This is a genomic window from Pseudonocardia wallangbongensis, assembly GCF_054486945.1.
The window spans coordinates 804,620-829,257 of the sequence record NZ_JBRERS010000003.1 but is presented as its reverse complement, the minus strand read 5'-3'; the positions used below and the strand labels follow the sequence as shown (position 1 = coordinate 829,257).

The following is a 24,638-nucleotide window of genomic DNA, read 5'->3' as shown; positions in this document are numbered from 1 at the left end:
GTCACAGAACATGTCCACTCTGGAGATCAAGGACCTGCACGTCTCGGTCGCGACCGATGACGGCGCCAAGGAGATCCTGAAGGGCGTCGACCTCACGGTCCGCACCGGCGAGACGCACGCGATCATGGGTCCCAACGGGTCCGGCAAGTCCACCCTCGCCTACGCCGTCGCGGGCCACCCGAAGTACCAGATCACCTCCGGCAGCGTCACGCTCGACGGCCAGGACATCCTCGAGATGACCGTCGACGAGCGCGCTCGCGCCGGGCTGTTCCTCGCCATGCAGTACCCGGTCGAGGTGCCCGGCGTGTCGATGGCCAACTTCCTGCGGTCCGCGGCCACCGCCACCCGCGGTGAGGCGCCGAAGCTGCGCACCTGGGTCAAGGAGGTCAAGGGCGCGATGAGCGACCTCGACATCGACCCGGACTTCGCCGAGCGCTCGGTCAACGAGGGCTTCTCCGGTGGCGAGAAGAAGCGCCACGAGGTGCTGCAGCTCGCCCTGCTCAAGCCGAAGTTCGCGATCCTCGACGAGACCGACTCCGGTCTCGACGTCGACGCGCTGCGCGTCGTCTCCGAGGGCGTCAACCGCTACCGCGAGGGCGGGGAGACGGGCGTGCTGCTGATCACGCACTACACGCGGATCCTGCAGCACATCACGCCCGACGTCGTGCACGTGTTCGCCGGTGGCCGGGTCGTCGAGTCCGGCGGTCCCGAGCTCGCCGACGAGCTGGAGCGCAACGGGTACGTGCGGTTCACGGGGAAGGCCGGGGCGACGGTCTGATGACCGCGCTCGATGCTCCCGAACTGACGGGCCTGGACATCGAGAAGATCCGCGCGGACTTCCCGATCCTCGCCCGCACGGTGCGCAACGGGTGGCCGCTGGTCTACCTCGACTCGGGGGCCACCTCGCAGCGGCCGCGGCAGGTGCTCGACGCCGAACGCGAGTTCGTCGAGCGGCACAACGCGGCCGTGCACCGTGGCGCGCACCTGCTCGCCGAGGAGGCCACCGACGCCTACGAGTCGGCCCGGGCGCGGATCGCCACGTTCATCGGTGCCGACCCGGGCGAGGTGGTGTACACGAAGAACGCCACCGAGGCGATCAACCTCGTCGCGTACGCCATGGGCAACTCGTCGGTGCGCACCGGCCTCGGCCCGGAGTCCGAGCGGTTCGCGCTCGGCCCCGGCGACGAGATCGTGATCACGGAGCTCGAGCACCACGCCAACCTGGTGCCCTGGCAGGAGTTGTGTCGCCGCACCGGCGCCACGCTGCGCTGGTACGCCGTCGACGACGAGGGCCGGCTCGACCTCGACTCGGTCGAGCTGTCCGAGCGCACGAAGCTGGTGGCGTTCGCCCACCAGTCCAACGTCCTCGGCACGGTGCTGCCCGTCGCGGAGCTGGTGAGCAGGGCGCGGGCCGTCGGTGCGCTCACCCTGCTCGACGCGTGCCAGTCCGTGCCGCACATGCCGGTGCACCTGGCGCACCTGGGCGTCGACTTCGCCGCGTTCTCCGGGCACAAGATGCTGGGCCCGTCCGGCGTCGGCGTGCTGTACGGCCGTGCGGAGCTCCTGGCCGCGATGCCGCCGTTCCTCACCGGCGGCTCCATGATCGAGCTGGTGCGGATGGAGGGATCCACCTACGCGCCGCCGCCGCAGCGGTTCGAGGCGGGCGTGCCGATGACGTCGCAGGCGGTCGGCCTGGGCGCGGCGGTCGACTACCTGTCCGGGATCGGCATGGACCGCGTGCACGCCCACGAGCTGGGGCTCGCCCGGGCCGCTCTCGACGGCCTCGCCGAGGTGCCCGGCGTGCGGATCATCGGCCCGCGCACGCTGGAACAGCGCGGCGGCACCGTGGCGTTCGTGGTGGAGGGGGTGCACGCCCACGACGCCGGGCAGGTGCTCGACGACCGCGGGGTCGCCGTCCGGGTGGGACACCACTGCGCATGGCCGTTGCACCGCCGGTTCGGCGTGGCGGCCACCGTCCGGGCGTCGTTCGCGGTGTACAACACCCCTCAAGAGGTCGGCGCACTGATCGACGGCGTGCGCGCGGCCCGCGACTTCTTCGGGGTGAGCTGAGCCGACATGCAGCTGGAGCAGATGTACCAGGAGATCATCCTGGACCACTACCGGTCACCACACGGGGCCGGCCTGCGCGAACCGTTCGACGCGGAGTCGTTCCAGATCAACCCGACCTGCGGCGACGAGATCACGCTGCGGGTCAAGCTGGACGGCGAGAAGATCACGGACGTCTCGTACGAGACGCTCGGCTGTTCGATCAGCCAGGCCTCGGCGTCGGTGCTCACCGACCTCGTGGTGGGCCGGTCGGTCGAGGAGTCCCGCGAGGTGCTCACCGCGTTCCAGGCGATGGCGCAGGGCCGCGGGCAGGTCGAGCCGGACGAGGACGTGCTCGGCGACGGCGTCGCGTTCGCGGGCGTGGCCCGCTACCCGGCACGGGTCAAGTGCGCGCTGCTCGGGTGGATGGCGTTCAAGGACGCCGTCGGCCGTGCCGAGGACGGTGCGCCGGGTACCGTCGAGCCGGAGGAGGCAACCACATGAGCGAGCGCCAGCGAGCGAATCAATGTCACAGCGCCCGCGCGAAGCGCCGGCCGAGCCCCAGCGAGGCCGAGCGATGAGCGAGCACGTGACCGACACCGAAGAGGTCGTGCGCGGCGCCGCCGGCATGCCCGAGCCGGCCGCGCCCCCCGCGGGAGGCGTCTCGGTCGACGATCTCGAGGAGGCCATGCGCGACGTGGTCGACCCCGAGCTGGGCATCAACGTCGTCGACCTGGGCCTGGTGTACGGCATCCAGGCCGACAACGGGGTCGCCACCATCGACATGACGCTCACGTCCGCGGCCTGCCCGCTGACCGACGTCATCGAGGAGCAGGCAAGAGGCGCCCTGGTGGGCCCGGGCCTGGTGGACGACATCAAGATCAACTGGGTCTGGATGCCGCCGTGGGGCCCCGACAAGATCACCGAAGACGGCCGCGAGCAGCTGCGAGCGCTCGGCTTCCGCGTCTGATCCGGATTGCAGAGGCGGCTCAGCCGGCCAGGGCGAGGTCGGCGGCCGTCCGGGCGTGGGTGCGGGCCGTCGCGATCAGGGGCAGCTCGGCCTCGGTGAGGGCGAGCTCCAGCTCGGTGCACGCCAGTGCCACCGCCTCGGCGCCGTCCGCGGCGAGGCGCTCCACGGCGGCCCGCAGCTCGGCGCGCGAGTCCGGGCGCACCTCGCCCACCGTCAGCTCGCCGAAGATGATCTCGTCGAGCCGGGTGCGGGTGGGCGCGTCGGGCACGACGGCCTCGATCCCGTGCCGGGCCAGCCGTTCGGTGTAGAAGCGGTCCTCCAGCACCGGGCGGGTGCCGAGCAGGCCGAGCCGGCTCGCACCGAGGCGGCCCGCCTCCTGTGCCACCGCGTCCGCGATGTGCAGGAACGGCACCGGGACGGCGTCCTCGATCGCGCCGGCCGCCTTGTGCATGAGGTTCGTGGCCAGCACGACCAGTTCGGCGCCGGCGCCGGCGAGCCCGGTGGCGCTCGCCGCCATGATCTTCCCGGCGCGCGCCCAGTCGCCGTCGATCTGGCACTGCCGGATCTCGGCGAAGTCGAGCGAGTGCACGAGCAGGTCGGCGCTGTGGTGTCCGCCCAGCCGCGCCTGCACCCGCTCGTTGAGCACCCGGTAGTACTCGGCCGTCGAGTACCAGCTCATCCCACCGATCACACCGATCCGCTGCATGCGGTCATCGTGGGGGGAGCCGCGAGCCATAGGAAGCCGTGTTCTTCCTGGAGCAGCCATCGGCCATGCTTATGGGGTGGATCCGAGGCGGTTGCTCACCTTCCGGGCGGTCGTGCGCGCGGGCTCCATCAGCGCCGGCGCCCGTGAGCTGGGGTGGACGCAGCCGGCGGTGAGCCAGCAGCTCGCCGGGCTGGAGCGGGAGGCGGGCACACCGCTGCTGGTGCGGGGCCCGGCCGGGGTCGTCCCGACCGAGGCCGGGGCCGCGGTGCTGCGCCACGCGGACGCCGTGGAGTCCGCGCTGCGCTCGGCGCGCGAGGAGGTCGACGAGCTGGTCGGGCTGCGCCGGGGGACCGTCCGGGTGGCGGCGTTCCCGTCGGCCGGTGCCGTCGTGGTCCCCGCGGTTGCCGCCGAGCTGCGGTCACGTGGTCTGCACCTGCTGACGGAGGAGGCCGAGCCGCCGGAGGCCGCGGCACTCGTGCGGTCCAACACGGTGCACCTCGCGCTCGCGTTCCGGTACCCGGCGCAGGCGGCCGAGCCGGATCTGGCCTGGCGGCCCCTCGGCACGGACCCGGTGCGGATCGTGCTCCCCTCCGCGCACCCCGGGGTCGACGATCTCGCCGCGCTGCGGGACGAGGCCTGGGTGGCGGGGTGCGAGCGTTGCCGCGCCAACCTCCTGGCCACCTGTGCGGCCGCGGGCTTCACCCCGGACATCCGGCACGTCACCGACGACTACGTGGCGGTGCAGGCGCTGGTCGCGCGGGGCGTCGCGGTGTCGCTGCTGCCGGAGATGGCGCTGCGCGCCGCCGCCGTCGACGGTGTGCGCGCCCACCCCGACCCCGCGCTCGCCCCGCGGACGGTGGGGGTGCTCCACCGCCCTGGGGTCGAGCGGGTGCCGGCGGTCGCGGCGGTGCTGGCCGCGCTCGCACCCCAACGAGGTCGCCGGGCCGCCGATGTTCGGCTCAGCCCTTCACCGCACCACCGAACGCGAACGCCCCGCCGAGGCGGCGCGAGAGCACGAGGTAGAGCAGCAGCGCCGGCAGCGAGTAGAGCAGCGAGTACGCGGCGAGCTGCCCGTAGATCACCGACCCGTACTGGCTGAAGAACGTGAAGATGCTGACCGACGCCGGCAGGTTCTCGTTCGACAGCAGCAGCACGAAGGGGACGAAGAAGTTCCCCCACAGGTTGATGAACGTGTAGATCGCCACCACCGACAGCCCGGGCCACATCAGCGGCATGACGATCGTGCGCAGCGCCTGCATCGGGGAGGCCCCGTCGGTCCAGGCGGCCTCCTCCAGCTCGATGGGCACGGCGTCCATGAAGTTCTTCGTGAGCCAGATGGCGATCGGCAGGGCCGTGGTCGCCATGAACAGGATCGTCCCGGTGTAGGTGTCGATCAGGTTGAGCTGCACGAACAGGCCGTACACCGGCACCATGATCGCGGTGATCGGCAGCCCCGTCGTGAAGAGCACCGTGAGCATGAAGGGGCGCTTGAACCGCGACTGGTACCGCGACAGCGGGTAGGCGGCCAGGACCGAGGCCACCAGGGTGACGAGCGTGGCGCCCCCGCAGAGGATGAACCCGTTGAGCATCGGCCGGTAGGTCGTGTCCTCGTTGAGGACCGCCCGGAAGTTGCCGAGCGACCAGGGTTGCGGCCAGGACACCGACAGGCCGGCCGACTCGTTGAACGCTCCGAGCAGCAGCCACAGCATCGGCACCACGAAGCATGCCCCGATCAGCGCCAGCACGATGTTGACCGCGGCCTTCCCGGCGAGCTGCGCCGGGCGCAGCCGCCGGCCGGTCCGGTGCCCGCGGCCGTCCGCCTGGCCGGATCGGGCCGGCTGCGTGGTGACCGGCGTTTCGGTGGTCACGACATGCTCTCCCCGAGTCGGAGCGCGCGCAGGTATACGAGCGAGAAGATCGCGCCGATGAGCAGCAGGACCAGCGCGATCGCCGTGCCGTAGCCGAGCTGGGAGAACTGGAAGGCCTGCTGGTAGGCGAAGATCGGCAGCGTCGTGCTCTGGTTGTTCGGCCCGCCGCGGGTCATGGTCCAGATCAGGCCGAAGACCGACAGCGTCTGCAGCGTGATGAGCATGAGGTTGGTCGCGATCGAGCGGCGCACCATCGGCAGCGTGACGAGGAACAGCCGCCGCCACGTGCCCGCCCCGTCGACCGTGGCGGCCTCCTCGATCTCCCTCGGCACCTCGGACAGCGCGGCCGCGTAGACGAGCATCGAGAAGGCCGTGCCGCGCCAGATGTTGGCGATCGACACGGCCAGGATCGGGAGGGTGAAGAGCCAGTTCTGCTCCGGGAGGTGCAGCCACCCGAGTATCGCGTTGAACGACCCCTCCTGGCCGAGGTAGGCGTACCACAGGTAGCCGGCGACCACCTCGGGCAGGACCCACGCGCCGATCACGATCGCGCTGACGACCGTGCGCACCACCCGGTGCCCGGCGCGCATGAGCAGGGCGAGCGTCATCCCGAGGACGTTCTGGCCGATGATCGCCGACACCAGGGTGAAGACCACGGTGAGGAGCACCGACAGGTGGAAGTCGGCGCTCCCGAAGGCCTGCCGGAAGTTGTCCAGGCCGACGAAGTCGGCACCGGAGGCACCGGTGAGCGCCATGTCGGTGAACGCCGACCAGATGCAGTACGCCACCGGCCCGGCGAGGAACACGACGAGCAGGACGACGGCAGGCGCCAGCGGCATGCCGCGCAGGAGCGCCGCCGGCGCCGAGGTGCGGCGCTGCCCCGGGCCGACCGTGACCGCACTCATGACCCGGTTGCCGCGACCACCGCGTCACCGGCGAGGGACCGCACCTGGTCGTCGTAGTTCGTGGCCGCGCTCGCGACGTCGCCGCCGGTGATCACGGCTTCCGTGGCGACCTGGATCTCGTTGGAGACCCGGGGGTAGAGCGAGTACGCCGGCCGGTAGCTGGTGGTCGGGACGAGCGAGGAGAAGAACTCGTTCGACGGGTTGGCGCCGGTGTAGGAGGGGTCGTCCGCGACGTCCTTCCGCACCGGGATCTGCACGTTCTCGATCGCCCACTCCAGCTGGTTCTCGCGGTTCGACACCAGCTTGATGAACTCCCACGCCATGTCCGGGTTGTCGGCGTTCTGCGGGATCGCCCACGTCCAGCCGCCGGACATGCTCGCGCTGCCGGGTGCCTGGCCGGTCTGCGTCGGCATGGCCGTCCACCCCATGGCGGTGCTCCACTCGGGCCACGGGTTGGGGCCGGTCTCCAGCCAGTCCTGCGAGATCCACGAGCCTTCCATGCTGATCGCGATCTGGCCCTCCGGGATCAGCTGCTCGGTGGTCGTGTTGGTCCAGTTCGGGTCCAGCGCCTGTTGCGGGCTCGGGCCGAGCCCCTCGGAGTAGACGGTGCGCAGGAACTGCAGCGCGTCCGTGAAGCCCCTGCTCCCGACGATCCACTTCTGCTGGGCCTGGTCGTAGAGGGTGTCGCCCGTGCCGTACAGCAGCATCTCGAAGCCCTGCATCGACGCCGCCTCGCCGACGCCCTTGCCGGCGTAGACGTTGAACGGGATGACACCGGGTACCGCGGCCTTGACCGTCCGGGCGGCGCTCAGCAGGTCGTCCCACGTCTTCGGCTGCCAGTCGGCGGGCAGCCCGGCCCGGGCGAAGATCTCCTTGTTGAACCAGACGCCGCGGGTGTCGGTGCCGTCCGGCACGCCGTAGGTCTTGCCGTCGAGGGCCCGGCCCGCGCCCTTGGCCGTGTCCTCGAACTGGTTCCAGTCCGGCCACTGCGCCAGGCGGTCGTCCAGGGGGCGCAGGTAGCCGGCCTCGATGTCGGAGTTGATGAGGAAGGTGTCCTCGTAGACCGCGTCCGGCGACGTGCGCGGGGTGCGCATCTGCAGCTGCAGCTTGGTGAAGTACTCGTTCTCGGACGCCTGGATGGGCTGCAGGTCGATCGTGACGCCGGGGTGGGCCTGCTCGAACTGGGTCTTGATCTGGTTCAGGTAGTTCTCCTGCACCCGCGTGCCGCCGAACTGCCGGTAGGAGACGGTCACGGTGGAGTCCCCGCCGCTGTCGCCACCCCCGCAGGCGGCGAGGGTCACGGCCATCACACCGGCCGCGGCGAGCGCGCCCGCCCGTCGCCATCGCCGCCCTGCACTCGTTGCCCGCACTGAGCTCGTTGACAGCACTGCGCTACCTCCGTCTTCCCGCCGTTGGTTGACGTCCGGGCGTCACTGCCGATCCCCGCCCGGGTGGGAGAACCTCAGGGTCACGACCTGGAACGGTCGCAGTGCCAGCTCCACGGTCGTGCCGTCGAACGCGGGTGCGTCGCCCAGCGGCCGCTCGAGCAGGTCCGTCTCGGCGACGCCGGACGCCGCGAAGCCGGGGTCGAGCCGCGCCGCCGCCCGCCCGCCGAGTGCCTCGTAGAGGCGCACGACCACGTCGCCGGACCCGTCGTCGGCGAGTTTCACCGCCGAGATCACGACCCCGTCTGCGTCGTCTCCGTCGACCCGCACCAGCGGTTCCACCTCGGCATCGCCCCGCACGCGCCGCTCGGGAAGGTTGAGCCGGTAGCCCTCGCGCGTGGCGCCGGCGATGTCGGCGCCGGGGACGAGGGCGAAGCGCATGCGGTGCACGCCCTGGTCGGTCTCCGGGTCGGGGAAGCGCGGCGCACGCAGCAGGGACAGGCGCACGGTGGTGGTCGTGCCGCCGTCCGGCCGGACGGTGCGGGTGACGTCGTGGCCGTAGGTCGAGTCGTTCACGAGCGCGACGCCGAAGCCGGGCTCGCCGACGTGCAGGTACCGGTGGGCGCAGATCTCGTACTTGGCGGCTTCCCAGCTGGTGTTGGTGTCGGTCGCGCGGTGCACGTAGCCGAACTGGGTCTCCGCCGCCGAGCGGTCCGCGCGCACGTCGAGCGGGAACGCCGCCTTGAGGAACGTCTCGGACTCGTGCCAGTCGACCTCGGTGTCGACGTCGACGCGGCAGGCCCCCGGCGGCAGCGAGATCAGCTGGGTCACGCGGGACCCGCCGAACCGGCGCACCACGCGCACCGCCGCGTCCGGCGCGGGCTCCAGGGTCTCGAGCCCGGTGAGGTCGGTGACCGTGCGCCGGTAGGCGTGGTCGACGTCCCAGGCGTCGTACTCCGCCGGGAGGTCGGGGTGCAGCTGCAGCAGGTTGGCCGGGCTGCCGGGGGCGACGGCCTCCCGCCCGGACGCCGCGTCGACGACGGACACGAGCATCCCGCGCGCGTCGACGGTGGCCCGGACGAGGCCGTTGTCGAGGACGTACCCGCCGCCGACCGCGCTCCGGGTGGCGGCCGGCGCCGCGACCACGGGCGCGGCACCCCGGGCGGGAACGCCGGACCTGTCGTGGGGAGCGGCGTTGAACACGAGCTCGCCACCGGAACCGGCGTCCCCGGCGAGCGCCCGCTGCGCCGCCGCGATGATCGCCTCGAGCTCGGCGCCGAGGCGTTCGTAGGTCTCCCGGCTCTCGCGGTGCACCCACGCGATCGACGACCCGGGCAGGATGTCGTGGAACTGGTGCAGCAGCACCGACTTCCAGATGCGGTCCAGGTCCTCGTACGGGTACGGGTGGCCGGCGCGCACGGCGGCCGTGGCGGCCCACAGCTCGGCCTCGTGGAGCAGGTGCTCGCTGCGTCGGTTGCCGCGCTTGTTCCCGGCCTGGCTGGTGTAGGTGCCGCGGTGGGTCTCCAGGTACAGCTCGCCGACCCACACGGGCGGCTCCGGGTAGTCCTCGAACGCCTTCGCGAAGAACCGGGAGGGGGCCTCGACCTCGACCCGCGCCGACCCCTCCAGGTCGCGCAGCCGCGCGGCGCGCGCCAGCATCTCGCGGGTGGGCCCGCCGCCGCCGTCGCCGTGCCCGAACGGCACCAGCGAGCGGTTGGCGAGCCCCTTGTCGGCGAAGTTGCGCACGAGGTGGGCCAGCTCCGCGCCGGAGAGCGTCGCGTTGTAGGTGTCCACGGGCGGGAAGTGGGTGAAGACGCGGGTGCCGTCGATGCCCTCCCACCGGAACGTGTGGTGCGGGAAGCGGTTGAACTGGCTCCACGAGATCTTCTGCGTGAGGAACCACCGCGAGCCCGACAGGCGCACGAGCTGGGGGAGGGCGCCGGTGTAGCCGAAGGAGTCCGGCAGCCACACCTCCTCGGTCTCCACGCCGAGCTTGTCGAGGAAGAACCGCTTGCCGTGCACGAGCTGGCGGGCGAGCGCCTCCCCGCCGGGCATGTTGGTGTCGGACTCCACCCACATGCCGCCCACCGGCACGAGCCGCCCCTCCGCGACCCGCTTGCGCATCCGCTCCCACACGTCCGGGCGGTGCTCCTCCATCCACGCCCACTGCTGGGCCGAGGACATGGCGAAGACGAAGCCCGGGTCCGCGTCCATCAGCGTCAGCACGTTGGACGCGGTGCGCGCCACCTTGCGCACGGTCTCGCGCAGCGGCCACAGCCACGCCGAGTCGATGTGGGCGTGCCCGACCGCGCTCACCCGGTGGGCGCTCGCGGTCGCCGGCACGGCGAGGGCGGGCGCGAGGGCCGCACGCACCGCGGCCGCGCTGCCGGGGACGTCCCGGAGGTCGAGGGCGTCGAAGGCGCGTTGCAGGGTGCGCAGGACGTTCCAGCGCCGCGGGTCGTCGACGGACAGCTCGTGCATGAGCCCGGCGAGCACCTCGACGTCCTGCACGAGCTCCCACACCTGCGCGTCGAACACCGCGAGGGCGACCCGGCGCACCTGGTAGAGCGGGTCCCGGCCGGCCGTGTGCACCTCGCCCAGCCGCGTGCCCACCCCCTCGATGACCGGGTTGGCCGCCGCCTCGACGTAGAGGTCGACAGGTTGACCACTCTCGGCCCGGTCGGCGACCCGGATCCAGGTGTTGAAGGGGTTCAGCCCCTTGACGGCCGTGCCGTCCGGCCGGTGCACGAGCGCCTCGGCGGAGAAGCCGGGGCGGTCGGTGGCGAACCCGAGGTCGATCACGGCCTCCACCGGACGGCCGGCCCACCCGGGCGGGACCGAGCCGGTGAGGTGGAACCAGCTCGTGCCCCACGCCGGGCCCCACGCCTCCCGCTCCCGGGCCGGCCGGTACGGCGCCCGCAGCGCCTCCGCGACGGGCACGGGCTCGCCCGGGGCGTGCCAGATCCCGATGTCGAGGGGGACGTCCGTGCCGTGCACCGCCGGTTGCAGCCGCTCGCGCAGGATGCGCTCGATCCGCCGCTCGATCAGGACACGGTCGTCGTGCATTCAGGTGCTCCTCGGCGAGCCGGACGGACCATCGTGTGGAGCAGGAACCTAGGTTCAACGCTTTAATGCGTCAATACTGGAGCGCTATCGTCATCGGCGATCGGGAGGACGTGCGCGGGATGGCATCTGGGACGGGCGAGCCGCCTTCCGGCGTTGCGCTGTTCGCATGGGTCAAGCAGGAGCTGCTCGACTCCATCGGCCGCGGCGAGTTCTCCCCGGATCAGCCCTTCATCACGCAGCGCGAGATCGTCGAGCGCTTCGGGGTGTCCACCACCACGGCCGTCCGGGCGCTGAACGAGCTGGTCGCGGACGGGGTGGTCGTCCGGCGCCGCGGCCGGGGCACGTTCGTCGCGGAACGGGACGCGCCGCGCCGGGCGGCGGGGACCGGGCTCACCGGGCTGGCCTACGTCAGCCCGGACCTGCGCGGAGGCATCCACGACTCGGAGGTGCTCGCGGGCCTGTCGGTCGAGACCGCCGCGCTCGGTCACCAGCTCACGGTGGCCCACAGCAGCGGTGCCGCCCACGAGGTGGAGGTGCTGCGCACCGTCGTGGCCGGCGGGGCGGGGGCCGTGGTGCTCTTCGCGCACGACCGTTCCGCCGCGGCCGGGGTGATCGAGGAGCTGCGCCGGGAGGGGGTGGTCGTGGTGCTCGTCGACCGGTACCTGCCCGGACTGCCCACCGACGCGGTGCTCTTCGACGACTTCGCGATCGGCTACGACGTCACCTCGGCGATGATCGACCGCGGGCACCGCTCCATGGCCGTGCTGTGGAGCGAGACCGATGTGACGAGCGTGCGGGACCGGCTGTCCGGCCACCGCCGTGCGATGCGTGATCGCGGGCTGCCCGAGCTGCCGGAACGGTCGGCCCTGCGGCCCTTCGCGCACCTCGACTCCGCGGCCCGCCAGCACCGGTTGCGCGCCCTGCTGGCGGCGGACGAGCCGCTCACCGCGCTGTTGTTCGGCAACGCCCCCACGCTCGCGGTGACCGTTTCGGACCTGCTGGCCATGGACGTGGAGTTCCCGGGCCCGCTGGAGCTGGCGAGCATGGACCAGTCCATCCCGGACGCCGTGTCGCCGCTGTCGGTGGTGTCGGCCCGGCTGCCGGCGCGGGAGATGGGCCGGCAGGCGGCCCGCCTGGTGCACGAGCGTCTCGAGGGTGTGGAGGGCCCGGCCCGGCACGTGGTGCTGCGGGCCGAGGTGCAGGTGGCGGAGCCGGGCCGCAACACGCTGGTGGTCAGAGGTGCGGACGACGCCACCCACCGGGTGCGCACGTCACCCGGCGCCCGCGGCGCGACCGAGGCGTCCGGCCAACGTGCGTAGGTGCTCGCGCCGATCGGCTCCAGGTCGGCGGCCCCGTCCCCGATGCGGCCGCGCACCTGCTCGACCGGGGCGTGCAGCCTGGCCACCGCCGTGTGGAGGGGCACGCCCGAGTACAGCTTGTCGGTGACGTACGCGGCGGCGTCGGGCGCCGGCAGCTCCTCCGCCGACGCCCGCGCACCGGTGGGCTGCGGGGCGTCGACGCGGCCGACCCGGAAGATCCGCCAGCCGTCGCGGTCGAGGTCGTGGGCCACCAGGTACCAGCGCCGCCCGGCGGGCACCCGCGTGGCCGAGCTGGAGCCGGACGAGATCGCGCGCCGGATGGTGGCGCCCGAGTTCGTGGCGGCGACGGAGTACATGCAGAGCGGCGAGCTCGTGGTCGCGGATCAGGCCGCCCGTTCCACCACCCAGGGATGAAGGTGGCGGTACCCGCGGACGGCGACCGACCGCAGGGGCCGCAGCGCGAAGCGCGCGTCGCCGGTCAGGGCGTCGGCCACCCCGCGGTCGGCCAGCACGCTGCCGGGCCGGGCGTGGGAGGTGAGCCGGGCGGCGATGTTGACGACCTCGCCGTAGACGTCGCCGTAGCGCACCAGCACCGGGCCCGCGGCCAGCCCGATGCGCAGCTCGGGCAGGGCCGGCTCGGCCCGGACGCGGTCCTGCAGGGCGAGCGCGATCTCCGCGCCGTCGGCGGCGTCGTCGGCGACGAACAGCACCTCGTCCCCGACCGTCTTGACGATCCGCCCGTGCCCGTCCGCGATGACCTCGGTGGTGGTGGACCCGAAGCGTTCGATCATCTCGCTCAGCTCGGAGGTGGAGCGGCGCCGGGTGGTGCGGGTGAACCCGACCATGTCGGCGAACCCGACGACGAGCGGCCACGTCCCGGGCTCCTGGCCGGAGCCGTCCGCCGGCACCACCATCCGGCGGACCGCCGCGGCGAGGTGCCGCCGCCACACGTAGCTCTGCAGCTCCTCCAGCACGGGCAGGACGGCGGCCGCGATGTCGCGGGAGCCGTGCGGCGTGACCTCGCCGCCCTGCCCCTCGATCACGCGGACGAGCATCCCGACCTGCCAGTCCGCGAGCCGCGAGAGCGACTGCGCCATCGCCCGCGCCACCGCCTCGCGCACGTCGGGATCGAGCACACCCGCGTCGGTGAGGTGGGTCATGAGCCGCACGGCCTCGAGGTCACGCTCGGTGAAGAGCACCTCGTCGTCGCCCGCCTCCGCGAACCCGAGGGCGCGCCACAGGCGCCGCCCGGTCTCGAGGTCGAGCCCGGCGACCTCGCTGACCTGCCGCCGGGTGTAGCGCCGCGGGGCACCGAGGATGAGCTCCTCGAGGGCGTCCTCCGGTGCGGGGTCCCTCACGTCACGTCGTGTGGACGATCAGCACGTCGATGCCGGCGCGGCGGGCCACGTCCGACGGCACCGAGCCGAGCAGCCGCCCGCTGAGCGTGTTGAGGCCCCGGTTGCCGACGACGAGCAGGTCGGCGCCGGTGTCGTGGACCGCCTTGCGCAGGACGTCGACGGGCGGACCGTCAGCGGCGAGCGTCCTGACCTTGCGGGCGCCGGCGGCAGCCGCACGTTCCTCGGCCGCGCGCAGGGTCTCCTCGGCCGGGGTCCACCCGACCACGAGGTACGCCTCGTCCTTCAGGGCGTCCTCGGCCTGGGCCGTGTCCTCCCGCGACGCGGGGGTGAAGGCGCAGACGATGACGAGCTGGGCGTCGCTGTCGGCGGCGACGGCCGCGGCGCGGACGACGGCGTTGAACGACGTCTCGGAGCCGTCGGTACCGACGACGATCGTGCGGTAGGCGGGCATGGGGGAGCCTCCGGCATCGGGGAACGGGCCTCAGGTTACCGCCGGTAGTGAGAGGCGCGTGCACACCGTCATACCCCGGTCGGGGGAAGCAGGGCGGGGCCGATCAGCCGGGCTCGCATGCGCCAGCCGGAACGGCCGTACAGGGCGCGCATGGTGGCGGCGGTGCCGCGCACGTCGGCGCGGCCCACCAGGTAGCACCAGCGGTGGCGCGGCGGCAGCGCGAAGAACGTCTCGAAGAACACCGGCACCTCGGCGGGAGGCATCCTCAGCAGCGCCTCGAGGCCGATCCGCCGGAACCGGTGCACGGCGCGGGACCCGGGCGGCCAGACGACCGAGCGCGCGGCGGCGAGCGCGCCGTCCGGCCCGCCCGGGAGGCGGGCGGCGATCGCGTCGGCGACCGCGGGCGCGAGCCGCAGCGACGTCGCCACGGAGAACCCGCTCGCCGGGTGCACGAGCGGGGCCGCCGCGCCGAAGGCGAGCACGCCGGGACCGCGGTGGCGGGGGGTGTCGACCGGGAACCGGACGGACTCCGTGACGGCACCGGCGGGCGCGACGACCCCGAGCCGGGCGAGGCGGGCGTGCAGCCGCCTGCGCAGCACCGGCAGCGGCAGGCCGGGCCGGCGGGCGAGCGAGGTCTCCTCCAGCAGCACGGCCCCGGCGCCGAGCGGGACGCCGTACAGGAACGTGGGCGGGCCGTCCTCCCCGTGGTCGGGACGCCAGTCCATGAACAGGGCCGCACCGGGCGCGACCAGCGGTGCGGCCACCTCCTCGGCGACGACCACGCCCGCGGCCGTCTGCTCGGCGGCCGGCCGGCGCCGAGCGGACCCGGTGTGCAGCGGCCTGCGGTGCCCGCCCGCGTCGACGACGACCGCGGCCCGCAGTTCCGCGCCGTCGGGCAGCCCGACGGCCCCGGCGGCCCACCCGGTGGCCCGCCCGGCGCGGACCTCCACCCCGTGCCGCGCCATCTCCCCGTCCAGGTGCGCGCGCAGCGCCGGGACGTCCAGCACGGCGTACTCCCAGCCCAGCCGGTGCTCGGACAGCGCGATCGCCCGACCCGCCGCGCGCGCGGCGATCACCGACGGCGGCAGGCCGGCCGGCAGCTCGCCGGCCCAGCAGCCGTAGGTGGCCCGCCAGGGCGCCTCCGGCGCCGGGTCGAGCAACACGGTCCGCAGCCCGCGCCCGGCGGTGGCAGCGGCGACGGCGCGCCCGGCGGGCCCGCCGCCGACGACGAGCACATCGGGGTCCACCCCCGCATCCTGCCGTGGAGGGCCTCCGGAGGAGTTCAGGAAAGCCACATTGCTGTCCTGCAGGTTCAGGAATGTGGCTTTCCTGAACTTCCGGGGGCCTCCGGCCGCGAGCCTGCGGCGCACTAGCCTTCCGGTGTGGTGGATCACTCGCGGGCGGCTCGGCGTTCCGGGGTGGGGGAGACCGGGGCCGGCCTGGCCGCCAGCCCGTTCCGCGTCGACCGGGACCGGATCGCGGCGTCGCCGTACTTCGCGCGCCTCGCCGGCGTGACGCAGGTGGTGAGCCCGACCGGCGGCGGCCTGCTGCTGCACAACCGGCTCACCCACAGCCTGCAGGTCGCGCAGGTGGCGCGGTCGATCGCGGAGCGGCTGGCCACCGACGCCGGCCCGCTCCTGGACTCGCTGGGGGGCTGCGACCCGGACGTCGTGGAGGCCGCCGCGCTCGCCCACGACCTGGGCCACCCGCCGTTCGGGCACCTCGGGGAGCAGGTCCTCGACCGGGCGGGCCGCGAGCGGCTGGGCCTGCCCGACGGCTTCGAGGGCAACGCGCAGAGCTTCCGGGTGATCACGACGATCGACCTGCACGGCCCGGGCGGGGCCGGGCTCGACCTCACCGCGGCGGTGCGGGCGGCCGTGCTCAAGTACCCGTGGGCGCGCCGCGGCCACCCGGACCCGCACCCGAGTGCGGCGCCGACCCCGCCGCGTGGCGCCGGCCCGCTGCCGGGTGCCCCGGATGCGGGTTCCGCCAAGTTCTCCTGCTACCTCACCGAGCTCGACGACCTGGTCGACAGCCGGGACGCGGTCGCCGGTGCCGTCGGGCCGTGGCAGCAGACGGTCGAGGCCGCGGTGATGGACACCGCCGACGACGTCGCCTACGCCATCCACGACCTGGAGGACTTCCACCGGGTCGGTGTGCTCGCCCAGCCGGGCGTCGCCGCCGAGCTGGGCGGCTGGCTGCGCGACCGCGGAGGGCTCGCCGCCGCCGACCCGTCCGCGCTTGGGCCCCTGCGCCCGGGCGCGGACCTCGAGCGGCTGCGCAGGCGGCTGCACGCCAAGGACGGGTGGGCGTTCGACGACGAGGTGTTCGCCTTCGCGGTCGCCGTGGTGCGCGACGAGCTCGTGGACGGGCTACTGGCCGTGCCGTTCGACGGGTCGATGGCCGCCGAGCGGGCCGTCGCGGAGTTCTCGGCGCGGTGGACGGCCCGTCTCGTCGCCGGGGTGCGGGTGCTGCCCGACCCGCCCGTGCGCGCCGCCCCGGTCGCCCTCGCCACGGCGCCGTGGCACGAGGTGGCGGTGCTGAAGTTCGTGCACCACCGGTTCGTGCTGCGGCGCGCCGACCTGGCATCCCACCAGCGCGGCCAGGCGACGGTCCTGACCGGGCTGGTCGACGCGCTCGCCGACTGGCTCACCGGCGACGACGAGGTCCGTCTCCCGCCCCGGCTGCACGACCTCGTGGCGCTGTCCCACGACGAGTACCGCGGGCTCGCCGCGGACGGCAGGCTGGGCCCCGACCCGGACGTGGACACGCTCGCGCGGGGGAGAGCGGTGATCGACTACGTGGCCTCGCTCACCGACGGGCAGGCCGGTGCGCTGCTCGACGTGCTGACCGGCCGTTCGGCCCGGCTCTGGGTCGACGCCGTGGCCCTCTGACCTCTGATCAGGCCGTACCGAGCGAACCGGTCGAGAGGATCCCGCCGTCGACGCGGACGGTCTCGCCCGTGATCCACGACGCGGCGTCCGAGACGAGGAACCCGACCAGCCGGGCGACGTCCTCCGGCGTGCCGAGCCGCTTCATCGGATAGGCGGCGCTCACCTGCTCCTCGTTGTCGGAGTACAGGGCGGTGGCGAACCTCGTCTTCACGATCGCCGGCGCGACGGCGTTGACGCGGATGGCCGGGCCGAGCTGCCAGGCCAGCTCCTCGGTGAGCCGGATGAGCGCGGCCTTCGACGCCCCGTACGCGGCGATCACCCCCGAGGAGCGGATGCCCGCCACCGAGGCGAGGTTGATGATCGCGCCGCCGTGCTCGGCCATCCACGCCTTGTAGGCCAGTTGCACGTACCCGAGCGCGGCGACGACGTTGGTGTCGAAGGTCTTGCGGACGGCGTCGAGGTCGGCGTCCATGAGGAAGCCGTAGGTGGGGTTGATCCCGGTGTTGTTGACCAGGATCGCGAGGTTGCCGAACCGCTCCACGGTGCGCCCGACCGCCTCCTCCCGCGCCTCGGCGACGCCGGCGTTGCCCGGCACCGCGAGCACCCGGTCGGCGGCGCCGCCCGCCGCCCCGGAGACCAGCCGCGCGGCGGCCTCGTTCAGCTCGTCGGGCTTGCGGGCGGTGATCGTCACCGAGGCGCCCCGGCCGAGCAGCTCGTGGGCGATGGCGAATCCGATGCCCCGGCTCGCTCCCGTGACGAGGGCGGCGCGCCCCGCGAGGTCGTGTCCGGCCAGGGCGTCGAGGGAGTCGGCGGTGACGTCGGTCATGTGGGCGACCCTACTGCCCGTATTCGCTCGACCCGGTCGGTACTCTGGACGGCGTGATCGAGATCCGGATCGAGTAGCGAGCGGCTCCGTGCCGCCATTTCCGCTCGTCCTGGAGTCTTTCTGATGATCACTGCTTCTGACCTGGAACTGCGCGCCGGGTCCCGGATCCTGCTGTCCGGGGCCACGCTGCGCGTGCAGCCCGGCGACCGCATCGGCCTCGTCGGCCGCAACGGCGCCGGCAAGACCACCTCCATGCGGGTGCTCGCCGGTGAGGGCGAGCCCTACGGCGGGAAGATCGGTTCCACCGGCCCCGTCGGCTACCTCCCGCAGGACCCGCGCGAGGGCGACCTGTCGGTCCCGGCCCGGGACCGCGTGCTGTCCGCCCGCGGGCTCGACACGCTGCTGCGCAAGATGGAGAAGGCGCAGACCGCGATGGCCGAGCTGGTCGACGGCACGGAGAACGCGAAGGCGGTGCGGGAGTACGGCCGGCTCGAGGAGCGGTTCTCCGCGCTCGGCGGCTACGCGGCCGAGAGCGACGCCGCCCGGATCTGCACCCACCTCGGGTTGCCGGAGCGCGTGCTCGGCCAGCCGATGGCCACGCTGTCGGGCGGCCAGCGTCGTCGTGTCGAGCTCGCGCGCATCCTCTTCGCCGCGTCCGACGGGGGCAGCCAGAGCGCCACCACCCTGCTGCTCGACGAGCCCACCAACCACCTGGACGCCGACTCCATCACGTGGCTGCGCTCGTTCCTGTCCTCGCACGAGGGCGGGCTCGTCGTGATCAGCCACGACACCGACCTGCTCGCCGCCGTGGTCAACAAGGTCTGGTTCCTGGACGCCACCCGCAGCGAGGTGGACGTCTACAACATGGACTGGGTCCGCTACCTGCAGGCCCGGGCCACCGACGAGAAGCGGCGCCGGCGCGAGCGCGCCAACGCGGAGAAGAAGGCGGCGGCGCTGCACACCCAGGCGGCCAAGATGGGCGCGAAGGCCACCAAGGCGGTCGCGGCCAAGAACATGGCGCGCCGCGCCGACCAGATGCTCGCCGCGCTCGAGCCGGAGCAGCAGGCCGACCGGGTCGCGAGGATCCGCTTCCCCGACCCGGCGCCGTGCGGGCGCACCCCGCTCACGGCGGAGGGCCTGTCGAAGTCGTTCGGCTCGCTCGAGGTGTTCACGGGCGTCGACCTCGCCGTCGACCGCGGCACGAAGGTCGTGGTGCTGGGCCTCAACGGCGCCGGCAAGACCACGCTCCTGCGGCTGCTCGCCGGCACCGAGAGCGCCGACTCGGGCCGGGTCGTGCCCGGCCATGGCCTGCGCACCGGCTACTTCGCGCAGGAGCACGACACGCTCGACATGGAGGCCACGGTCTGGGAGAACGTCCGGCACGCCTCGCCGGACACCCCCGAGCAGCAGCTGCGCACCCTGCTCGGGGCGTTCATGTTCTCGGGCGAGCAGCTGTCGCAGTCCGCGGGCACCCTGTCCGGTGGCGAGCGCACCCGGCTCGCCCTCGCCGGGCTGGTCTCCAGCGCGGCCAACGTGCTGCTGCTCGACGAGCCCACCAACAACCTCGACCCGGCCAGCCGCGAGCAGGTGCTCGACGCGCTCCGCCGGTTCTCCGGGTCCGTCGTGCTCGTCACGCACGACCCCGGAGCGGTGGAGGCGCTGGCCCCGGACAAGGTGATCGTGCTGCCCGACGGCACGGAGGACCACTGGTCCGCGGACTACCTCGAGCTCGTGCAGTTGGCCTGATCGGGCGATTTCTCCCGGCCGGTACCGCCCCCGCCCCGCCACCCGATCGGGGTGCGGGCGGCCTGGGGCCCGCCGGAGCGGCGGGGCTTCGGGGCCCCGCGCTCCCCTTGCGGAGTGACGTCCAGGTGGCGACGGGGTGACATCCGGATGTGCGGGCCGCGGCAATGATCACCCGTACGCGTGATCCATTCGGCCGAACCGTTCGCCGATCACTGAGTGGATCTCCTGGCACCGGGTACCTCCGTGGACGATCATTGCCCCACCGGGGGGAGCCGGAAACGATCTGCCTGCGGTCATGCAGGTGGGCGAAGGAGATCAGGTGTCATGGCCGACCTGAAGAAGGGTGCTCGTATCACCGGCACCCAGCGCGACAAGCTCGCCACCGACCTGAAGAAGAAGTACGAGAAGGGCGCCAGCATCCGTGCGCTCGCCGAGCAGACCGGCAGGTCGTACGGCTTCGTCCATCGGGTGCTGTCCGAGACGGGTGTGACGCTGCGCGGGCGTGGCGGGGCCACTCGCACCAAGAAGAAGTAGGCGCAAGCCGCTTCCTACTCCGAGGTAACCTGCCGTCATGACTGCGACGGCGATCGACCCGGAGCTCCTTCAGCGCGGCGGGCTCACGCTCGACGTCGACGGTTCACGGGCCACGATCACGCTGGCGCGACCCGAGGTGTTGAACGCGCAGAGCCCGTCCACGTGGGAGGCGCTCCGGGCGATCGGGGAGACGTTGCCGGCCGGGGTCCGCGCCGTGGTGGTGCGTGGCTCCGGCCGCGCGTTCTCCGCCGGTCTCGACCGGAAGTTCTTCACCGCCACGGAGCTGGACGGGCAGCCGGGCCTGGCCGGTGTCGCCGCGCTGCCCGACGGCGAGGCCGACACGACGATCGCCACCTACCAGGCGGGCTTCTCGTGGCTGCGTGACCCCTCGCGCCTCACGGTCGCGGCGGTGCAGGGCCACGCCATCGGCGCGGGCTTCCAGCTCGCGCTCGCCTGCGACCTGCGCGTCGTCGCCGACGACGTGCAGTTCTGCATGGCCGAGACCACCCTGGGCATCGTCCCGGACCTCGGCGGCACGTACCCGCTCGTGCACGCCGTCGGCTACGCCCGCGCCGTGGAGATCTGCCTGTCGGGACGGCGGATCGGTGCCGCCGAGGCGGTCTCGATCGGCCTCGCGGTGCGTGCCGTGCCGGTCGCGGAGCTCGACGCCGCTGTCGACGCGGGCATCGCCTCCCTGCTCACCGCATCGCCGAAGGCCGCGGCGGAGACCCTCGGCCTGCTGGCGGGCGTGGCCGAGGGCGCCGACCCGGCCCAGGCCCTCGCCGCGGAGCGGGCGGCCCAGCTGCGCAGGCTCCGCTCGCTGGCAGCGGGCGAAGGCTGAGCGCGGCGCGGACGGACGGCGCGTTCGTCGGTAGCTGTCCGACCGCCGCGCCGTCCGCCGGATCAGGCCCGGGCCGCGGCAGCCGTGCGCGGTGGCGCCGGGAAGCCGCCGACCGCCTGCTCGAACGTGTGGGCCACGCGGAGCACCGTCGCGTCGGCGAAGTGCCTGCCGATGATCATCATCCCGACCGGGAGGCCGCCGGCGGGACCGGTGGGCACGGAGCAGGCCGGGTGCCCGGTGACGTCGGTGACGCAGGTGTTGGCGATCATCTCGAGCCCGCGGGGGATCACCTCCTCGCGCGGGGCGCCGGGCGCGGGCAGCGTGGTGGCGCGCAGCGGCAGCGTGGGCATGACGAGCACGTCGTAGCGCTCGAGCGCCTCGTCGTAGGCCGCTCGGAGCCGGGGCGCGAGGTCGCGCGCCATCGCGTAGTAGCGGCCGTGCTGGCGGTCGACGGCGTAGCCGCCGGTCAGCAGCACGAACTTCACGGTCTCGGAGAAGTGGCTCCCGTCGGCGCGCCACCGGCTGCCGTAGTGCTCGATCACCTCGGGGTCGTAGAGACCCTCCCAGTTCATGCCGTAGCCGTTGCCCTCGACCATCTGGTTCATCGCACCCTCGGTGGCGATGACGTCCCAGATGCGCGCGCCGTGCGCGTGCCACGGGATCGAGACGTCCTCGGCGGTGAGGCCGGCGCCGCGCAGGACGTCGACGCCCGCGCGCACCGCGTCGTCGACCTCGGCCTCGGAGTTCGGGTGCCCGAAGCCTTCGGCGACCACCCCGATGCGCAGGCCCTCGGCGCCGCGGGCGAGCGCCCCGACGTAGTCGTCGGGCACGATGTCGCGCGGCTGGCGGGGGTCGAGGCCGTCCGGGCCCGCGATGACCGAGAGCACGAGCGCGGCGTCGGCCACCGTGCGCGTGATCGGGCCGAGGTGGTCGATGGTCTGCTCGATCGGGAACGCCCCGGTGTAGGGGACCAGCCCGAACGTCGGCTTGTGGCCGACGGTGCCGCTGTAGGCGGACGGGATGCGGACCGAGCCGCCCTGGTCGCCACCGGTGGCGACGTCCACGACGCCGCCCGCGACGAGCGCGGCGCTGCCCGAGGACGAGCCGCCCGCGGACCGGGACTCGTCCCACGGGTTGCGCACCGGCGCGGGGCGGGAGGTGTGGGAGCCGCCGGAGAAGCAGAGGTCCTCGCAGACCGCCTTGCCAGCGATGGTGGCGCCGGCGGCGAGCAGTCGCGTGACGACGGTGGCGTCGCGCAGCGGGACGTAGCCCTCCAGGTACGGCGAGCCGTTCATCATCGGCACGCCTGCCACCGCGGTGTTGTCCTTGATCGCGACGGTGCGGCCGGCGAGGGGGCCCTGCCCGCCCTCGGTGACGTCGGTGGTGACGTACCAGGCGCCGTACGGGTTGTCGGCGTCGTCCGGGCGCCGCCACGTGCGCTCGGGCGCTGCCGGCGCGTCGGCGGTGTACAGCTGCTCGACGACGTCCCACGACGCCAGCAGCCCGTCGACGAACGGGCCGAACGACTCGATGTCCGAGTCGGAGAGGCCGAGGCCGTAGCGCTCGGCTGCGGCGTGGAGTGCGGCGTGGTCGGGCGGGTCAAGGGGCATGGCCGGTCTCCTCGTTGAGGCGGGTGGGTCGACCGTAATACGGGAGGGGGAGTACCGGAGGTCCTCTTCGTGTTGGAACGTTGGTTGCAACGGTGTAAGTGAAGGGGGCCGTGGATGGATCGGCCGATGGGGATGCTGCGCGGGGTCGTGCGCGGCGCGGACGCGCCGAAATCGATCAAGAAGGGCACGATCCCGCGGATCTGGGCGTTCGCGCGCCCCCACCGCGCCCGGTTGCTCGCGTACCTGCTGCTCACGGTGGTGTCGGCCACCGTCGGCGTGCTCACGCCCGTCCTCGCCGGGCGGGTCGTGAACGCGATCGTCGCCCGCGGTGAGGTGTCGGTCGCGGTCGCCACGGTGGTCGGGCTGGCCGCGGGCATCGCGGCGCTCGCGGTCGTCGAGGCCGTCGTCGGGCTGGTCTCGCGCTGGTTCTCCTCCCGCATCGGCGAGAGCGTGATCGTCGACCTGCGCCGTGCGGTCTTCGAGCACGTGCAGCGGATGCCGGTCGCGTTCTTCACGCGCACCCGCACCGGCGCGCTCGTGAGCAGGCTGTCGGGCGACGTGATCGGTGCCCAGTCCGCGATCACCTCCACGCTGGCCACCGTGCTGAGCAACAGCATCCAGCTGGCGCTCGCGCTCGGCGTGATGATGACGCTCGCCTGGCAGGTCACGCTGCTCGCGCTGGTCCTGCTGCCGATCTTCGTGATCCCCGCACGCCGCTTCGGCCGCCGCCTCGCCGACCTCCGCCGGGAGGCGGCCGACCTGAACGCCGGCATGGGCAACCAGATGACCGAGCGGTTCTCCGCGCCCGGTGCCACGCTCGTGAAGCTCTTCGGCCGGCCGGACGAGGAAGCGCGGGAGTTCGGCGAGCGCGCCGAGCGCATCCGGGACATCGGCGTGCGCACCGCGATGGTCTCGCGGGTGTTCGTCACGGCCCTGTCGCTGGTGTCCGCGCTGGCCCAGGCGCTGGTCTACGGGCTGGGCGGCTGGCTCGCCGTCACCGGCCGGATCGAAGCGGGCACCGTCGTCACGCTCGCACTGCTGCTGACCCGCCTGTACACGCCGATGACCGCCCTCGCGAACGCGCGGGTGGACGTGATGACCGCGCTGGTGTCGTTCGAGCGCGTCTTCGAGGTCCTCGACCTGAAGCCGATGATCACCGAGCGGCCCGGCGCCGTCGCGCTCCCCGACGGCCCCGTCGACGTGCGCCTCACCGGCGTTCGGTTCGGCTACCCGAGCGCCGAGCAGGTGTCGCTCGCGTCCCTCGAGGAGGTCGCGGTGCTCGACACCCGCGGCGGCGACGAGGTGCTGCACGACATCGACCTCGAGGTGGGGGCCGGGCAGCTGGTGGCGCTGGTCGGGTCGTCGGGCGCCGGGAAGTCGACGCTCGCCTCGCTCGTGCCGCGCCTCTACGACGTGGACGCGGGCTCGGTGCACCTGTCCGGGACCGACGTGCGGGACCTGACGTTCGCGTCGCTGCGCGGCGCCGTCGGCGTCGTCACGCAGGACGGGCACCTGTTCCACGACACGATCCGCGCCAACCTGCGCTACGCCGCGCCGGAGGCCACCGACGCCGAGATCGTCGACGCGCTGCGCCGGGCCCGGCTCGGCGACCTCCTCGCCGGCCTGCCCGCCGGGCTCGACACGGTGGTGGGGGAGCGCGGCTACCGGCTGTCCGGCGGCGAACGCCAGCGCCTGACGATCGCGCGGCTGCTGCTCGCCAGGCCCCGCGTGGTGATCCTCGACGAGGCCACCGCCCACCTCGACTCCGAGTCCGAGGCCGCGGTGCAGGAGGCGCTCGCCGAGGCCCTCGACGGCCGCACCGCGATCGTCATCGCGCACCGCCTCTCCACGGTGCGCGCCGCCGACCGGATCGCGGTGCTGGAACACGGGCGGATCGTCGAGCGCGGCACCCACGACGAGCTGCTGGCCCTCGACGGGCGCTACGCCCTGCTGCACCGCACCCAGTTCGCCCCCGACCCCGGGGCGGACGGCGTCGCGTGCGGCGTCCCGGGCTGCACCGCCCGGCACCGGGAGGAGCACCTGGTCGGCTGACCGCCGGGCTCACACACCAACTCCGGTGCTCGCACACGAACTGCAGTTGGTGTGCGAGCAC

The 24,638-nt window shown here is 73.4% G+C and carries 20 protein-coding genes and 2 pseudogenes; 11 read left to right on the top strand and 11 right to left on the bottom strand.

Annotated features, from left to right (window positions below; all coding sequences use genetic code 11):
• Positions 1-10 precede the first annotated feature (10 nt).
• From sufC to ACU436_RS15180, 4 genes are all read left to right on the top strand, one after another.
• Positions 11-778, top strand: a complete 768-nt coding sequence (sufC, locus tag ACU436_RS15195; RefSeq protein ID WP_459025648.1) for a Fe-S cluster assembly ATPase SufC — start codon at positions 11-13, stop codon at positions 776-778.
• Positions 778-2,070 (top strand): cysteine desulfurase, encoded by a 1,293-nt coding sequence (locus tag ACU436_RS15190; RefSeq protein WP_459025646.1) that lies wholly within the window; start codon positions 778-780, stop codon positions 2,068-2,070. Before sufC ends, ACU436_RS15190 begins: the two co-directional genes overlap by 1 nt.
• Before the next feature lie 6 nt (positions 2,071-2,076).
• The gene (gene sufU / locus ACU436_RS15185; RefSeq protein ID WP_459025645.1) at positions 2,077-2,550 is read left to right on the top strand and encodes a Fe-S cluster assembly sulfur transfer protein SufU; all 474 of its coding nucleotides are present in this window, start codon (positions 2,077-2,079) and stop codon (positions 2,548-2,550) included.
• A gap of 73 nt (positions 2,551-2,623) precedes the next feature.
• Positions 2,624-3,016 (top strand): metal-sulfur cluster assembly factor, encoded by a 393-nt coding sequence (locus ACU436_RS15180; RefSeq protein ID WP_459025643.1) that lies wholly within the window; start codon positions 2,624-2,626, stop codon positions 3,014-3,016.
• Positions 3,017-3,035: 19 nt separating this feature from the next.
• Here ACU436_RS15180 and ACU436_RS15175 read toward each other — a convergent pair whose 3' ends face one another.
• A complete protein-coding gene (locus ACU436_RS15175) occupies positions 3,036-3,722 on the bottom strand; it encodes an aspartate/glutamate racemase family protein (protein ID WP_459025641.1) in 687 nt (228 codons plus the stop codon).
• On the opposite strand from ACU436_RS15175, the pseudogene ACU436_RS15170 reads away from it, so the two are divergent.
• Positions 3,721-4,635: pseudogene (locus ACU436_RS15170) on the top strand (LysR family transcriptional regulator); the annotation flags it as partial. The gene ACU436_RS15175 and the pseudogene ACU436_RS15170 sit on opposite strands and share 2 nt — an antisense overlap.
• Positions 4,636-4,681: 46 nt before the next feature.
• Here the strand turns inward: ACU436_RS15170 and ACU436_RS15165 are convergent.
• The 4 genes from ACU436_RS15165 to ACU436_RS15150 all read right to left on the bottom strand — a co-directional run bounded on the left by ACU436_RS15165 (position 4,682) and on the right by ACU436_RS15150 (position 10,946).
• On the bottom strand, positions 4,682-5,590 hold the full coding sequence (locus ACU436_RS15165; protein WP_459025639.1) for a carbohydrate ABC transporter permease: 909 nt from the start codon (positions 5,588-5,590) through the stop codon (positions 4,682-4,684).
• On the bottom strand, positions 5,587-6,495 hold the full coding sequence (locus ACU436_RS15160; protein ID WP_459025638.1) for a carbohydrate ABC transporter permease: 909 nt from the start codon (positions 6,493-6,495) through the stop codon (positions 5,587-5,589). The genes ACU436_RS15165 and ACU436_RS15160 overlap by 4 nt, the downstream gene beginning before the upstream one ends.
• On the bottom strand, positions 6,492-7,796 hold the full coding sequence (locus tag ACU436_RS15155; RefSeq protein ID WP_459025636.1) for an extracellular solute-binding protein: 1,305 nt from the start codon (positions 7,794-7,796) through the stop codon (positions 6,492-6,494). The genes ACU436_RS15160 and ACU436_RS15155 overlap by 4 nt, the downstream gene beginning before the upstream one ends.
• Positions 7,797-7,925: 129 nt before the next feature.
• Complete coding sequence (locus tag ACU436_RS15150) at positions 7,926-10,946, bottom strand: alpha-mannosidase (protein ID WP_459025634.1); 3,021 nt, start codon at positions 10,944-10,946, stop codon at positions 7,926-7,928.
• A gap of 119 nt (positions 10,947-11,065) precedes the next feature.
• On the opposite strand from ACU436_RS15150, the gene ACU436_RS15145 reads away from it, so the two are divergent.
• A complete protein-coding gene (locus ACU436_RS15145) occupies positions 11,066-12,265 on the top strand; it encodes a substrate-binding domain-containing protein (RefSeq protein WP_459025632.1) in 1,200 nt (399 codons plus the stop codon).
• A 227-nt stretch (positions 12,266-12,492) separates the two neighbouring features.
• Here the strand turns inward: ACU436_RS15145 and ACU436_RS15140 are convergent.
• The 4 genes and pseudogenes from ACU436_RS15140 to ACU436_RS15125 all read right to left on the bottom strand — a co-directional run.
• Positions 12,493-12,621 (bottom strand): annotated as a pseudogene (locus tag ACU436_RS15140) (helix-turn-helix transcriptional regulator); the annotation flags it as partial.
• Positions 12,622-12,648: 27 nt separating this feature from the next.
• A complete protein-coding gene (locus ACU436_RS15135; protein ID WP_459025630.1) occupies positions 12,649-13,623 on the bottom strand; it encodes an adenylate/guanylate cyclase domain-containing protein in 975 nt (324 codons plus the stop codon).
• A gap of 1 nt (position 13,624) precedes the next feature.
• A complete protein-coding gene (locus ACU436_RS15130) occupies positions 13,625-14,074 on the bottom strand; it encodes a universal stress protein (protein ID WP_459025628.1) in 450 nt (149 codons plus the stop codon).
• 68 nt (positions 14,075-14,142) lie between these two features.
• Complete coding sequence (locus ACU436_RS15125; RefSeq protein WP_459025626.1) at positions 14,143-15,321, bottom strand: lycopene cyclase family protein; 1,179 nt, start codon at positions 15,319-15,321, stop codon at positions 14,143-14,145.
• Between the two features lie 135 nt (positions 15,322-15,456).
• On the opposite strand from ACU436_RS15125, the gene ACU436_RS15120 reads away from it, so the two are divergent.
• Positions 15,457-16,968: a deoxyguanosinetriphosphate triphosphohydrolase family protein gene (locus ACU436_RS15120; RefSeq protein WP_459025625.1), complete on the top strand. Its 1,512-nt coding sequence runs from the start codon at positions 15,457-15,459 to the stop codon at positions 16,966-16,968.
• 7 nt (positions 16,969-16,975) lie between these two features.
• Here ACU436_RS15120 and ACU436_RS15115 read toward each other — a convergent pair whose 3' ends face one another.
• Positions 16,976-17,794 (bottom strand): SDR family oxidoreductase, encoded by an 819-nt coding sequence (locus ACU436_RS15115; RefSeq protein WP_459025623.1) that lies wholly within the window; start codon positions 17,792-17,794, stop codon positions 16,976-16,978.
• Positions 17,795-17,917: 123 nt separating this feature from the next.
• On the opposite strand from ACU436_RS15115, the gene ACU436_RS15110 reads away from it, so the two are divergent.
• The 3 genes from ACU436_RS15110 (at position 17,918) to ACU436_RS15100 (ending at position 20,915) form a co-directional block, all read left to right on the top strand.
• On the top strand, positions 17,918-19,540 hold the full coding sequence (locus ACU436_RS15110) for an ABC-F family ATP-binding cassette domain-containing protein (protein ID WP_459025621.1): 1,623 nt from the start codon (positions 17,918-17,920) through the stop codon (positions 19,538-19,540).
• 324 nt (positions 19,541-19,864) lie between these two features.
• The gene (locus tag ACU436_RS15105) at positions 19,865-20,074 is read left to right on the top strand and encodes a helix-turn-helix domain-containing protein (RefSeq protein ID WP_028932228.1); all 210 of its coding nucleotides are present in this window, start codon (positions 19,865-19,867) and stop codon (positions 20,072-20,074) included.
• Positions 20,075-20,111: 37 nt separating this feature from the next.
• Entirely contained in the window at positions 20,112-20,915 is an 804-nt protein-coding gene (locus ACU436_RS15100) for an enoyl-CoA hydratase/isomerase family protein (protein ID WP_459025619.1), read from the top strand.
• 62 nt (positions 20,916-20,977) lie between these two features.
• On the opposite strand, the gene ACU436_RS15095 is transcribed toward ACU436_RS15100, so the two are convergent.
• Positions 20,978-22,525 carry an amidase gene (locus ACU436_RS15095; RefSeq protein ID WP_459025617.1) on the bottom strand — a complete coding sequence of 516 codons (1,548 nt, stop codon included), beginning with the start codon at positions 22,523-22,525 and terminating at the stop codon, positions 20,978-20,980.
• Positions 22,526-22,639: 114 nt separating this feature from the next.
• Between ACU436_RS15095 and ACU436_RS15090 the strand changes: the two genes are divergently transcribed.
• Positions 22,640-24,577, top strand: coding sequence for an ABC transporter ATP-binding protein (locus ACU436_RS15090; RefSeq protein ID WP_459025615.1), 1,938 nt, complete (start codon positions 22,640-22,642; stop codon positions 24,575-24,577).
• Positions 24,578-24,638: the final 61 nt, after the last annotated feature.

Coding starts and splice junctions, on each gene's coding strand:
- ACU436_RS15175 (WP_459025641.1), bottom strand. CDS start 3,722: ATGCAGCGGATCGGTGTGATCGGTGGGATGAGCTGGTACTCGACGGCC.
- ACU436_RS15095 (WP_459025617.1), bottom strand. CDS start 22,525: ATGCCCCTTGACCCGCCCGACCACGCCGCACTCCACGCCGCAGCCGAG.
- ACU436_RS15150 (WP_459025634.1), bottom strand. CDS start 10,946: ATGCACGACGACCGTGTCCTGATCGAGCGGCGGATCGAGCGCATCCTG.
- ACU436_RS15190 (WP_459025646.1), top strand. CDS start 778: ATGACCGCGCTCGATGCTCCCGAACTGACGGGCCTGGACATCGAGAAG.
- ACU436_RS15100 (WP_459025619.1), top strand. CDS start 20,112: ATGACTGCGACGGCGATCGACCCGGAGCTCCTTCAGCGCGGCGGGCTC.
- ACU436_RS15180 (WP_459025643.1), top strand. CDS start 2,624: ATGAGCGAGCACGTGACCGACACCGAAGAGGTCGTGCGCGGCGCCGCC.
- sufC (WP_459025648.1), top strand. CDS start 11: ATGTCCACTCTGGAGATCAAGGACCTGCACGTCTCGGTCGCGACCGAT.
- ACU436_RS15115 (WP_459025623.1), bottom strand. CDS start 17,794: ATGACCGACGTCACCGCCGACTCCCTCGACGCCCTGGCCGGACACGAC.
- ACU436_RS15110 (WP_459025621.1), top strand. CDS start 17,918: ATGATCACTGCTTCTGACCTGGAACTGCGCGCCGGGTCCCGGATCCTG.
- ACU436_RS15090 (WP_459025615.1), top strand. CDS start 22,640: ATGGATCGGCCGATGGGGATGCTGCGCGGGGTCGTGCGCGGCGCGGAC.
- ACU436_RS15130 (WP_459025628.1), bottom strand. CDS start 14,074: ATGCCCGCCTACCGCACGATCGTCGTCGGTACCGACGGCTCCGAGACG.
- ACU436_RS15160 (WP_459025638.1), bottom strand. CDS start 6,495: ATGAGTGCGGTCACGGTCGGCCCGGGGCAGCGCCGCACCTCGGCGCCG.
- sufU (WP_459025645.1), top strand. CDS start 2,077: ATGCAGCTGGAGCAGATGTACCAGGAGATCATCCTGGACCACTACCGG.
- ACU436_RS15145 (WP_459025632.1), top strand. CDS start 11,066: ATGGCATCTGGGACGGGCGAGCCGCCTTCCGGCGTTGCGCTGTTCGCA.
- ACU436_RS15105 (WP_028932228.1), top strand. CDS start 19,865: ATGGCCGACCTGAAGAAGGGTGCTCGTATCACCGGCACCCAGCGCGAC.